Source organism: Roseburia porci (genome assembly GCF_009695765.1).
In the GTDB taxonomy this organism is placed as follows: Bacteria; Bacillota; Clostridia; order Lachnospirales; family Lachnospiraceae; genus Roseburia; species Roseburia porci.
This window is the reverse complement of sequence record NZ_VUNI01000007.1, coordinates 1-12,530: the sequence shown is the minus strand read 5'-3', so window position 1 is coordinate 12,530 and position 12,530 is coordinate 1. Positions and strand designations below refer to the sequence as shown.

Sequence of the window (12,530 nt, the reverse complement as noted above, 5' to 3'; positions counted from 1 at the left end):
TATGGGCGATGTAATTAAAGTTGGGATGGCAGACTTAAAAACCGGAAAAGGCACAGATGTGCTTACAACGCTTGGACTTGGATCCTGCATAGGACTTACCTTTTATGATCCAACTTCAAAAATTGGTGGACTGGTTCATTATATGCTGCCAGATAGTACAAAATTAAAAAATAATTCCAATATTGCAAAATTTGGAGATACCGGGATTCGGGAATTATATAATCAGGTAATTGCAATGGGAGCGAACAAGTACAGGCTGGTGGCTAAGATTGCCGGTGGTGCTAAGATGTTCGAGGTAAGCGGACTGTCTGGAATCGGAAACGTTGGTGACCGGAATGCGGAAGCTGCCAAAAAAACATTAAAAGAACTTGGTGTGAAACTGATTGCTGAGGATACGGGATTAAACTATGGTCGAACAGTAGAACTTCATTGTGACACCGGAGAGTTTTATGTAAAATCTGTTGGAAAAGAAATAAAAATCATATAATCAAAGGAAATGGTATATGAATACAAAAAATGTACCTGCAATCATTATGCTGATTGCAGGATTTGTGGATTGTATTTTTGCAATATGTCAGCACCTGGCACTTGCAGAATTTACAAAACAGTTATTACTTGTGCTGGTTATATTTCTTATCATTGGCTGGGGAGTCAAACTGGTTTTAGACCGCTTCTTTAATGAAAAGGAGCCGGAAGAGAAACCTGAGGATGGGTCAGAAAAACCGGAAAGCGAAGAGAAAACCGAAGAGAGTGAAGAAGGTCCGGGAGAAGAACAAAAGAATTAGTTTGAGGCGATTAGATGAAGACAGTTGACAAAGAGAAACTTTGGAGTGACTATCAGAAGAACCCGACACAGCAGCTCCGGGAACAGCTGATTATAGAATATTCACAGCTGGTCAAACTGGTTGCTGGACGTCTTAGCATGTATCTGGGATATAATGTGGAATATGAGGACCTGGTAAGTTATGGGGTTTTTGGACTCATTGATGCAATTGATAAATTTGATATGGATAAAAATGTAAAGTTTGAAACGTACGCGAGTCTGCGAATACGTGGGGCAATTCTCGATCAGATCCGTAAAATGGACTGGATTCCAAGAACGGTCAGACAACGGCAGAGAAAAATCGATGAAGCGATCAAACAGGTGGAGATGAGAACCGGGAAGACCGCATCGGACGAGGAAATAGCAAAAGAACTTGGAATGTCAGAAACGGAATTGCTTTCATGGCAGTCACAGCTTAAAGTGACCAATGTCGTTTCTTTAAATGAATTTGAAGAACAGGGAACGGAACCGGTTACGGAAATACGGTATCCGACGAGTTTTGCGCAGCCGGAAGAGGCCATTGCGGAAGAAGAATTGAAACAGACACTGATTGACTCGTTGGATCTTTTGACAGAAAAAGAAAGACGTGTAATTGAACTTTACTATTATGAAGATCTGACATTAAAGGAAATCAGCAGAATTCTTGAAGTGTCAGAGTCGCGCGTATCACAGCTGCATACGAAAGCGCTTGTGAAAATGCGAAAGCGTATGGGCAGTTATATGGGAATTTTAATGGAGTAAATATTGGGGGAGCCATGAAAAATCAGTATTTTCAGATGGTATTTTCAGAAGAAAAAGCATACATACATTTTTACCCGGCTGAAGATGGCGGGAAAAATCTAAATATTTCTGAGGTGGAAGAATATCTCAGAAGCAAACAGATTGACGGATATGATCTGAAAGAATTACATGCTGCCATGAACAGTGGACATGAAGCAGATGTTTATGTTGGTCCGTGGGATGGAATCAAAGTCCGTGAAACCATGGATATCAGAGTTTCGTTGGATAAAATGAGAGTTGTGTGCCAGTTTTATCCACCATCTGAAGGTGGTGGTTATATGGATGAAAATGAAATCATAAACGACCTTGGGTATCATAAGATTCGTTTTGGCATAAAAGAGGATGCGATAAAGAACTATCTTAAAAACCGTGAGTTTTGTACCGATATTGTTGTTGCAGAAGGACTTCAGCCGGTACATGGCAGAGATGCAAGAATTGAATATATGTTCCATACAGATATGAAAATCCAGCCACTGCATAATGAGGATGGAACCGTCAATTATAAAGAATTAAACACAATTTCGCATGTTCAGAAGGGGGAACTTCTGGCAAAGTTGATTCCAGCGGATATGGGAAAAAGCGGACGCAACGTATACGGGGAAGAGATTAAACCCCGTACCGTGAAAACATGTCGTCTCGAATATGGACGGAATATATCCATTAATGAGGACAAAACGGAAATTTATTCGGATGTTACCGGACATGTCATGTATATTAACGGAAAGGTATTTGTGTCCAATGTATATGAAGTGCCGGCGGATGTAGATAATTCCATTGGCAACATCAATTATGATGGGAGTGTCCATGTAAAGGGAAATATTAAAAGTGGATTTACCGTACAGGCAGAAGGGGATGTCATTGTAGACGGTGTTATTGAAAATGCCAGTGTATATGCCGGTGGACAGATTATTGTAAAACGTGGTGTGCAGGGAAGGCACAAAGGTGTTTTAAAAGCCGGATCCAATATTATTTCAAAATACATTGAGAATGCAACAGTTTCAGCAGCTGGATATATTGAATCTGAAATCATCCTAAACAGTACAGTCTCTTCTGGAGGAACAATTAAGGTACACGGCAAAAAAGGACTGATCAATGGCGGTGTTACAAGAGCTGCAAACAGCATTGAAGCGAATAACTTTGGAACAGAGATGGAGACACCAACGATCCTGGAAGTTGGAATTGATCCTGCAAAAAAGGAAAGATATACAGAACTGAAAAAGCAGATTACACAGGCAGACGAAAAACTGGCAGATCAAAAAGTGATTCTTGACAATTATGCGGGAATGATAAACCGCGGGGATCGGCTTCCGGCAGATAAACTGCTGTATGTTCAGAAGCTTGCATTAGGTTATAAAGAAGAAAAAGCCAGACTGGAGCCTCTTAGAGCAGAAATGAACCAGATTCATGTTGAGATGATGGTGGCGGCACATTCTTATGTTTCAGTTACAGGAAAGGCGTATCCGGGTGTTGTTATTTCGATTGCTGACATGGAATATCATGTAAAATCACCTGTTTTTAATTCAAAATTCAAAAAACAGGATGGAAATATTAAAACAGTTCCGCTATAATAACAATGGATTTGAAATTTTTAGTTATAGACGGCAGGTGAGAATATGACGATTAGACCCGTAGTGCTTAATGGAATGATTCAAAGAACAGATGACATTGGTCAGCTGAAACAGCATGAAGATGCAAAACCGGCTGTGGACCAGCAGAATATACAGATGCAGGTTCAAAGAGCGGAACATCAAAGCCAGAAACAGGTCAATAAGGCTGAAAACAGCCAGCTGATGGATGAACGCTTTGATGCGAAGGAGGAAGGCAAGGGACAGTATCGGGATAATAGAAAGAAAAATCCATCGAAAAAGAAAGAAGATGGCCACGTAGTTGCCAAAAAGCCAGTCGGTAATTTTGATATAAAAATTTAAGCAGAGGAAGAACAAATGACAGCAGTAGAAATCGCATTGATAATTATTGGACTGATCATTATGATCGGAAGTTTTTTTGTGCAGGAAAAGATTACGAATAAAGATATTGAGAATATCTGCGAGCTGAATGACGATCAGATGAAAATGATTGTTGAAAAACAGCTAAAGAATGCAGATCAGCGCATTGATGATGCAATTACAGACAAACTTGATGAGCTGATGGACATTGCAGATCGTGCCATGGCAAAGGAAACAAATGAGAAGATGATGTCGATCAGTGAATATTCAGACACTGTACTGAGCGCTATGAATAAGAGTCATAATGAGATCATGTTCTTATACAGTATGTTAAATGACAAGCATGAAGAACTGACAAACCTTGCGGGAGAATTGCAGAATTTTTCGAACCAGTTAAAGAATACAGAGAATGAGATTCTTGGTAAGCTCGCAGATGCTGCAGACGCGGTAGAAGAAAAAATGACAGAACCGGCAGATATTGACAGGGAGCAGATGTTAGAGGCATCTGTTCAGAGTGTAGATGAACCAAATGCCAATAGCAATGCAAGAATTTTGCAGCTCCACAAACTGGGGAAAACCGATGTGGAAATCGCGAAGGAATTAGGCCTTGGACTTGGCGAGGTTAAGCTTGTAATAGGTTTATATAAAGGAGATAACGTACGGTGAAACTGAAATATTATCTGCGCGGGCTTGCAGTTGGAATTATCGTTACGACAGTGATCCTGGCAATTGTGTCCGGACATTCCGAAAAAAACATGAGTGATGCAGACGTGATTGCCAGAGCAAAACAGCTTGGAATGGTGATGTCGAATTCTCAGACGATAGATAAGAATAATCTTTTTTCAACGGAAAATACGGAAGATACAGAAGACAGCGCAACAACAGAAAACAGCACACAGGAAACACAGGATGAAAATCAGCAGACAGAAGCTGGTGGAACAGACGCTTCTGCGGAACAGACGGGTTCGGATGAGAACACAGATAACAATACGGCTGAAGGACAGGAAAATACAGATGCTGCACAACAACAGGATCCGGAACAGACGCAGTATGTAGAGGTGATTATCGCGCCGGGAGAATATTGCAGAGCGGTAAGCGAAGATCTTGCAAGTAAAGGTCTCGTCAGTGATTCAGAGTCCTTCCGTAAATATATGTTTGATGCAAAATATGATGAACTGATTAGTAGTGGAGTATATCAGATTCCAGTGGGAGCAAGCTATGAAGAAATCGGAAAAATACTGATTTCAGGAAATAATTAAAAAATACTTGAAATAAAGCCTTTGACATGATATAATGCCAAAGGCTTTAAAACTATTAATCACGTATACTGACGAACAAGCCGGTGCCAGCTCAACGCATACTGGTAGCTTATATCGAATGAGGTATACGGAAGAAATGAACCAATGGAGGTAAAAAAATGAGCGTTATTTCAATGAAACAGTTATTAGAAGCAGGTGTTCACTTTGGACATCAGACAAGAAGATGGAACCCAAAAATGGCTCCATATATCTACACAGAGCGTAATGGTATCTACATCATCGACTTACAGAAATCTGTAGGTAAAGTAGATGAAGCTTACGATGCTGTATCTGATATCACAGCACAGGGTGGAACAATCCTTTTCGTAGGAACAAAGAAACAGGCTCAGGATGCAATCAAAACAGAAGCTGAGCGTTGTGGAATGTTTTATGTAAATGAGAGATGGTTAGGCGGAATGCTTACAAACTTCAGAACAATCCAGAGCCGTATCGCAAGATTAAAAGAGATCGAGACAATGGCTGAGGATGGAACATTTGATGTTCTTCCTAAGAAAGAAGTTATCGCACTGAAAAAAGAGTGGGAGAAACTTGAGAAAAACCTTGGTGGAATTAAAGAGATGAAGAAGATTCCAGATGCAATCTTTGTAGTAGATCCTAAGAAAGAAAGAATCTGTATCCAGGAAGCTCAGGCTTTAGGAATCACACTGATCGGTATTGCCGATACAAACTGTGATCCAGAAGAGTTAGATTATGTAATCCCAGGTAATGACGATGCAATCAGAGCGGTTAAATTAATCGTTTCTAAGATGGCAGATGCTGTTATCGAAGCAAAACAGGGTGCTGAAGAAGTTGCAGAAGAAGCTCCAGTTGAAGAAGAAACAGCAGTAGAAGAATAATATTACAGAATCATTAATTGGAGGATAATAAGATGGCAATTACAGCAGCTATGGTAAAAGAACTGCGTGAAATGACCGGCGCAGGTATGATGGATTGCAAAAAAGCATTAAATGAGACAGCAGGCGATATGGATGCCGCTGTTGAATTCTTAAGAAAAAATGGACAGGCAAAAGCTGAGAAAAAAGCTGGAAGAATTGCAGCTGAAGGACTTTGCGCTGTTGTATTAAAAGACGATCAGACAGCAGCTGTCGTAGAGGTTAACTCTGAGACAGATTTCGTTGCTAAAAATGCTACATTCCAGGAGTTTGTTGATGCAGTAGCAAAACAGGCAGTTGAATCAGATGCAGCTGATATGGATGCATTTATGGCTGAGCCTTGGAATGAGGATACCAGCAAGACTGTAAATGATGCATTAGTTGGCAAAGTAGCTGTAATCGGTGAGAACCTTAAGATCAGAAGATTTGAGAAGGTTGTAGCTTCTAACGGATGTGTTGTTTCTTATGTTCATGGTGGCGGTAGAATCGGTGTTATCGTAGAAGCTGATACTGCTGTAGTAAATGATGCTGTAAAAGAAGCTCTTACAAATATCGCAATGCAGATCGCTGCATTAAATCCAAAATATGTTTCAAGAGAAGAAATTCCAGCAGAGCATATTGCACATGAGAAAGAAATCCTTCTTGCTCAGATTATGAACGATCCAAAAGAATCCCAGAAACCAGAGAAGGTTATCAAAGGTATGATCGAAGGTCGTGTAAACAAAGAGTTAAAAGAGGTTTGTCTGGTTGATCAGGTATATGTAAAAGCTGAAGACGGCAAACAGACTGTAGCAAAATACTTAGAGCAGGTTTCCAAAGAAGTTGGAACTCCTGTTACTGTTAAGAAATTTGTTCGTTTCGAGACTGGTGAAGGTATCGAGAAGAAAGAAGAAGATTTCGCAGCAGAAGTTGCAGCTCAGTTAAAATAATAAATAGCTGACTATTTTAAGTAAGAGGCCCCTGACAGATTCTGAATTGGATTTGTCAGGGGTCTTATGATTATCTGCGGAAAAATTTGAGGGAAAAAGATGGAACAGAACGAATATAAAATGATCAAACGGGAAGACGCATTAGCATATGGATTGTCTTTCCCAGGGACATATCAGGAAGCTCCATTTCACGATCCGAACTGGCAGCTTGTACGCATAAAGGGAAGCAGAAAAGCATTTCTCTGGACTTATGAAAAAGATGGTCATATTAATTTGAATGTAAAAACGGATCCAGAGTGGCGCGATTTCTGGAGAAATACATATGCATCCGTAATCCCTGGATATCATCTGAATAAAGAACACTGGAATACGATCATTCTGGATGGGACAATCCCAGACTCAGATATAAAGAGAATGATTGCAGAAAGCTATGATCTTGTTACAGACAGCCCTACAAAGAGAATCTATGAAGCGGTGAAAAAAATCCCAAAGGGTAAAGTAGCAACCTATGGCAAAGTGGCTGAGATGGCTGGCGATAAAAAGATGGCAAGAGCTGTTGGAAATGCATTACATAAAAATCCAGACCCGAATGGAATACCGTGTTATCGTGTTGTGAATGCAAAAGGAGAACTTGCAGGAGAATTTGCATTTGGCGGAAGTGGAGCGCAGGCAAAATTATTGCGAGAGGATGGCATTGAGGTAGTTGATGGGAAGGTGGATCTGAAAAGATACGGTATATAGAAAACATAGTAAAAATTGAAAAAAAGATTGACGACATCGAAATATATCATGTATATTGTAGATAGTAAGTTAGCGAAGCAGAACTTGGATTATATATAACTCACCAATTGCTTCGCTTTTTTATTGGAAAAATTTATTTTGCAGGAAAAAACAGATGGAACAAGTGGACAAGAAAAGACTGAAAGAGCAGTATGTTGTAGAAGAAATGATAAAGCTGTATTGCCGGAAAAACCATAGAGCAGGATATATGGAGGCTGTGAGATCGGGAGAGAAGATGTGCCCCGAGTGTTTGCATATTGCTGAATATTCAAAGATGCGTAGCGAAAAATGCCCGTTTATGGAACAAAAAACATTCTGTGCTAATTGTAAGGTACATTGTTATAAACCTGATATGAGAGAAAAAATCCGTACAGTGATGCGTTTTTCGGGGCCACGCATGTTATGGCATCATCCGTGTCTTGCAATCTGGCATTTCATATGTACCGTGAAATCGGGAACAGAAACTTCGAAGAATGTACAGAAGTGGGACAATAAGAATAAGGGAAAAGGTAAGATTTTATGATTAAAACAAGACTGGTGGGATTGTTGTCCCATGCAAAAAAATATATCGTGTATACAATATGGTGGCAGTGGGCAGCCCTTCTGTCGCAGGTGCTGGCAGTCTTTTCTATCGCAGATTTGCTGGAGAGGGTGGTGAACCAGGCAGTAACGGTGTCTATTATTGAACGGACGATACTGATTTTAATCCTGGTTGTGATAGTCAGGTTCGTATGTGAGCGGATGGGAGCAAGATCTTCCTATCTGGCGTCTGTGGACGTCAAGCGGATTCTGCGCGAAAAGATTTATGAGAAAATGTTGAAGCTTGGTGCTTCCTACAGTGAGCAGGTATCCTCTTCTGAGGTGGTGCAAGTGGCAACAGAGGGTGTAGAACAGCTGGAAACCTATTTTGGAAAATATCTTCCACAGTTATTCTACAGCCTGATTGCGCCGTTGACATTATTTATCATTCTTTGCAGAGTGAGTTTGAAAGCAAGTGTAATTCTTTTGATCTGTGTACCGTTAATCCCGATTTCCATTGTGGTAGTACAGAAGATTGCCAAGAAATTACTGAATAAGTACTGGAGCATCTATACAGGCCTGGGAGATTCGTTCCTTGAAAATTTACAGGGACTTACTACTCTGAAAATTTACCAGGCAGACCAGCAGAAAGCAGACGAGATGGATGTGGAATCCCAGAATTTCCGCAGGATTACGATGAAGGTTCTGACCATGCAGCTCAACTCGACCAGTGTGATGGATATTGTGGCGTATGGCGGGGCAGCGATCGGTATGGCGGTTGCGCTTTCTGAATTTCTAAAAGGAAATATCAGCGTATCGGGAACATTATGTATTGTTCTGCTTGCCAGCGAGTTTTTTCTGCCGCTTCGATTGCTTGGTTCTTTCTTCCATATCGCAATGAATGGAATGGCAGCGAGTGATAAGATTTTTAAAATTTTAGATTTGCCGGAGCCACAGGATGGAGAAAAAATGCTGCCGGACGGAGCGTTAGATGTCACATTAAAAGACGTTCATTTTTCTTATGAAGAGGACAGAGAGATATTAAAAGGAGTCAACTTCAATCTTCCGGCAGGAAGTTTTGTATCGCTGGTTGGAGAGTCCGGATGTGGAAAAAGTACGATTGCAGGAATTCTTGCAGCGAAGAACCGGGGATATGGCGGAGAGATCACCATCGGTGGTGTACCGCTTTCTGAAGTGAATGAAACTGACCTGATGAAGCATGTTGTACTGGTTCGACATAACAGTTATCTGTTCAAGGGTACGGTAGAAGAAAATCTGAAGATGGCAAAACCGGATGCCACAAAAGAAGAGATGGAAGCAGTTCTTCAGAAAGTCAATCTCTTAGGATTCTTACAGACACAGGATGGCTTGCAGACACAGTTATTAGAAAAAGCGGGTAACCTGTCGGGCGGTCAGTGTCAGAGACTGGTGATCGCTAGGGCATTGCTCAGAAGTAATTGTGCGGTTTACATCTTCGACGAGGCGGCATCGAATATTGATGTGGAAAGTGAAGAACTGATCATGAAGGTCATTCACGAACTGGCAAAGACAAAGACGGTGCTTCTGATTTCCCACAGACTGGCAAATGTAGTAAAGTCCGACAGGATTTATTTCCTAAAAGACGGGGAAATCAAGGAGAGCGGAAAGCATGAAGAACTGATGAGACGGAATGGAGCGTACAGACATCTGTATGAAAGCCAGATGGCATTGGAAAACTATGGAAAAGGGGGAGCGGCATAATGAGCGAAAAGACAAATACAACAAAACGCAGAAGTGCCGTCAGGATCATGGGAAGCCTGATCGGCTTAGTAAAACCTCTGCTCCATATCATGCTGGCAGCAATCATCCTTGGAACTTTAGGCTACTTGTGTGCCATCTTTCTGACGATACTGGCGGGACAGGTCATCGTGCATGGGCTTCTGACAGGAATAGCCGGAAGGAGTGTTGCGGTAGACAATATGTGGCTGGTGTTTACTCCGGAAAAAACGATTCTCACGGTCATGATTGTGATTGCGGTGCTTCGTGGAATCCTGCATTATGCAGAACAGTATTGCAACCATTTTATCGCATTTAAACTGTTGGCGATCATCCGTCACAAAGTGTTTGCGGCACTGAGAAAGCTCTGCCCGGCAAAACTGGAAGGACGGGATAAGGGAAACCTGATTTCTATTATTACGACAGATATTGAGTTGCTGGAAGTATTCTATGCGCACACCATTTCCCCGATTGCGATTGCCACACTGACCTCAATTATTATGGTAATTTTTATTGGAAGATATCATTGGCTTGCAGGACTGCTTGCACTGGCTGCTTATCTGACTGTCGGTATTGCAATCCCGATGTGGAATGGAAAACGTGGCAGCCAGAAGGGAATGGAATTCCGTACAGAATTTGGAGAACTGAACAGTTTTGTATTGGATTCCTTACGTGGACTGGATGAGACTATCCAGTACGGACAGGGCGAAAAAAGAAAAGAGCAGATGAGCAGGCGATCCAAAGATCTTGCAGGACTGCAGGAAGATTTAAGCAGAATGGAAGGCTCACAGCGTTCATTTACCAACATGGTGATTCTGCTTGCATCGTTTGGAATGCTGGCACTGACTATCTGGCTGTATGCAAAAGACGAGATGGGAGTTGAGGGAATCTTAACCTGTACCATTGCAATGATGGGGTCTTTTGGACCGGTAGTAGCATTGTCAAGTCTTTCCAACAATCTGAACCAGACACTGGCAAGTGGTGAACGTGTCCTTTCCCTTCTGGAAGAGGCACCGCTTGTGGAAGAAATTCCGGATGATGTGGAATCGATGGGAGCTTCTGAGGCAAAGAGCAGAGGGAATGAATTTACAGGAGCAGAGGCGGAGAATATAACATTTGCTTATCAGGATGAAACTATTTTGGAGAACTATTCACTGAAACTACAGCCGGGAAAGATCACAGGCATTCATGGAGTGAGTGGTTCTGGAAAGTCTACGCTCTTAAAACTTTTGATGCGGTTCTGGGATGTACAAAAAGGGTGCGTATTGGTAGATGGTGAGGATGTCAGGAAGATTCCGACCAGCCATCTGAGAGATATGGAAAGTTATGTGACACAGGAAACACATCTGTTTCATGATTCGATTGCAAACAATATTGCAATTGTAAAACCGGGAGCGGCCAGAGAAGAGATTATGGAAGCTGCAAAGAAAGCTTCCATCCACGATTTTATTATGACACTTCCAAAGTGCTATGATACAGAAGTCGGAGAATTGGGGGATACATTGTCCGGCGGCGAAAAGCAGAGAATCGGGATCGCAAGAGCATTTTTACATGATGCGCCAATGATTCTTATGGACGAACCAACCAGTAATCTGGATTCTTTAAACGAGGGAATTATCTTAAAATCATTGAAAGAATCGGCTGAGAAGAAAACCATTGTCCTGGTATCCCACAGAGTATCCACAATGAATGTGGCCGATGTAGTTTATGAAATGGAAAACGGCAGAATTTCATAAAAAATTGGAGGGGTTACACTGGTAATCCCTCCATTTATGCTATTGTGGAGAATCGGAAGAAGACAGACGTTCCAGCAGCAGAGAAAACAGCTGTTTTGAATCGCAAATCTGTTCTGTGTTTAAGGAAACCGTTGAAGACTCGAGTTCAAAAGGCAGTAGCTGACTCTGATACAGGATATGTTGTGTGGCGGACTGCTTTTGGATCAAACGGATGCAGGAACAAAGCTGCGTATAAGTATGGCTCTTATCAAGAACAAAGAATGTGTCATTTTCATAGCGTGCCAGTATCGTGTCAGGACAATCTGTAAGGGACAGGGTTGTCTGGAGAATCTTGTATAAACGGCAGATTACACCAGAAGCTGCAACAGATCCATATGTTTCCTGAATGTTATCGTAGGATTTTAAGTGAATAAGGGCAGCATTCACCGTACGATGTTCCTGGACCTCAGAAAAAATATTCGGAAGATGTTCAGCCAGATATTCACGGTTGTAGGCTGAAGTCTCAGAATCCAGAAGAATTTTGCGGTTCAGGGAACGAAACTGTGACAGCAGGGTATTCTCTTCGGAGTTGCCCGGACAGATATCCGGGTAGGACATGGGCTGAACAATCTCAAGTACAAGCGGATGATTTTCAATCCGCACCGGGCGTGCGGTGATATAGAATAACTTGTCATTGCAGGTTTCACATTTGGAGTGGATCTGATCCGTACGAAGTGCTCTGGATGATGTACAGTTGATACACTGATCTGGGTGAAACCAGGTGTCATAGCAGACACCAGATGGGATCAGTGTGAATTTTCCGTTTACTTTTGCAGGTTCCATAATCTGGCAGGCGTTCGGATCTACCAGCCGCACCTGAAAAAAAGATTTTTTTAAAATAGCGATTTCGTTTTTGATTTCTTCAAACGTGTAGTTGTCCATATATTTGCTCCCCATAACCGTATGGTAGTGTCAAGTTAACTACCTTTTTTATTTTTATAAACATTATATTTTCAAGGATTTCTCACATTTTTTTACAAAAAAAGTGATTACCCCCTAAAAAAGCAGTATAATTGAATCTGCGAAAACACA

The 12,530-nt window shown here is 41.5% G+C and carries 14 protein-coding genes; 13 read left to right on the top strand and 1 reads right to left on the bottom strand.

The window, feature by feature from the left end; translation table 11 throughout:
- The first annotated feature begins 1 nt into the window (after nt 1).
- The 13 genes from FYJ75_RS05705 to FYJ75_RS05645 all read left to right on the top strand — a co-directional run bounded on the left by FYJ75_RS05705 (nt 2) and on the right by FYJ75_RS05645 (nt 11,459).
- Complete coding sequence (locus tag FYJ75_RS05705; protein WP_154429504.1) at nt 2-487, top strand: chemotaxis protein CheD; 486 nt, start codon at nt 2-4, stop codon at nt 485-487.
- Between the two features lie 16 nt (nt 488-503).
- Entirely contained in the window at nt 504-785 is a 282-nt protein-coding gene (locus FYJ75_RS05700; protein ID WP_154429503.1) for a hypothetical protein, read from the top strand.
- A gap of 14 nt (nt 786-799) precedes the next feature.
- Nucleotides 800-1,564, top strand: a complete 765-nt coding sequence (locus FYJ75_RS05695; protein ID WP_154429502.1) for a FliA/WhiG family RNA polymerase sigma factor — start codon at nt 800-802, stop codon at nt 1,562-1,564.
- Between the two features lie 14 nt (nt 1,565-1,578).
- Entirely contained in the window at nt 1,579-3,171 is a 1,593-nt protein-coding gene (locus FYJ75_RS05690) for a DUF342 domain-containing protein (protein WP_154429501.1), read from the top strand.
- A gap of 45 nt (nt 3,172-3,216) precedes the next feature.
- Entirely contained in the window at nt 3,217-3,531 is a 315-nt protein-coding gene (locus tag FYJ75_RS05685) for a hypothetical protein (RefSeq protein WP_154429500.1), read from the top strand.
- A 15-nt stretch (nt 3,532-3,546) separates the two neighbouring features.
- Entirely contained in the window at nt 3,547-4,215 is a 669-nt protein-coding gene (locus FYJ75_RS05680) for a DUF6115 domain-containing protein (protein WP_154429499.1), read from the top strand.
- Complete coding sequence (locus FYJ75_RS05675; protein WP_154429498.1) at nt 4,212-4,808, top strand: hypothetical protein; 597 nt, start codon at nt 4,212-4,214, stop codon at nt 4,806-4,808. Before FYJ75_RS05680 ends, FYJ75_RS05675 begins: the two co-directional genes overlap by 4 nt.
- Before the next feature lie 158 nt (nt 4,809-4,966).
- A complete protein-coding gene (gene rpsB / locus FYJ75_RS05670) occupies nt 4,967-5,704 on the top strand; it encodes a 30S ribosomal protein S2 (protein ID WP_154429497.1) in 738 nt (245 codons plus the stop codon).
- 32 nt (nt 5,705-5,736) lie between these two features.
- Nucleotides 5,737-6,669 (top strand): translation elongation factor Ts, encoded by a 933-nt coding sequence (gene tsf, locus FYJ75_RS05665; RefSeq protein WP_154429496.1) that lies wholly within the window; start codon nt 5,737-5,739, stop codon nt 6,667-6,669.
- Nucleotides 6,670-6,789: 120 nt separating this feature from the next.
- Nucleotides 6,790-7,410, top strand: coding sequence for a methylated-DNA--[protein]-cysteine S-methyltransferase (locus FYJ75_RS05660; protein ID WP_154429596.1), 621 nt, complete (start codon nt 6,790-6,792; stop codon nt 7,408-7,410).
- A 154-nt stretch (nt 7,411-7,564) separates the two neighbouring features.
- On the top strand, nt 7,565-7,972 hold the full coding sequence (locus FYJ75_RS14825; RefSeq protein ID WP_154429495.1) for a nitrous oxide-stimulated promoter family protein: 408 nt from the start codon (nt 7,565-7,567) through the stop codon (nt 7,970-7,972).
- The gene (locus FYJ75_RS05650) at nt 7,969-9,708 is read left to right on the top strand and encodes an ABC transporter ATP-binding protein/permease (RefSeq protein WP_154429494.1); all 1,740 of its coding nucleotides are present in this window, start codon (nt 7,969-7,971) and stop codon (nt 9,706-9,708) included. The genes FYJ75_RS14825 and FYJ75_RS05650 overlap by 4 nt, the downstream gene beginning before the upstream one ends.
- The gene (locus tag FYJ75_RS05645) at nt 9,708-11,459 is read left to right on the top strand and encodes an amino acid ABC transporter ATP-binding/permease protein (RefSeq protein WP_154429493.1); all 1,752 of its coding nucleotides are present in this window, start codon (nt 9,708-9,710) and stop codon (nt 11,457-11,459) included. Before FYJ75_RS05650 ends, FYJ75_RS05645 begins: the two co-directional genes overlap by 1 nt.
- 39 nt (nt 11,460-11,498) lie before the next feature.
- On the opposite strand, the gene FYJ75_RS05640 is transcribed toward FYJ75_RS05645, so the two are convergent.
- Nucleotides 11,499-12,380: a diguanylate cyclase domain-containing protein gene (locus tag FYJ75_RS05640; RefSeq protein ID WP_195838950.1), complete on the bottom strand. Its 882-nt coding sequence runs from the start codon at nt 12,378-12,380 to the stop codon at nt 11,499-11,501.
- Between the last annotated feature and the right edge of the window lie 150 nt (nt 12,381-12,530).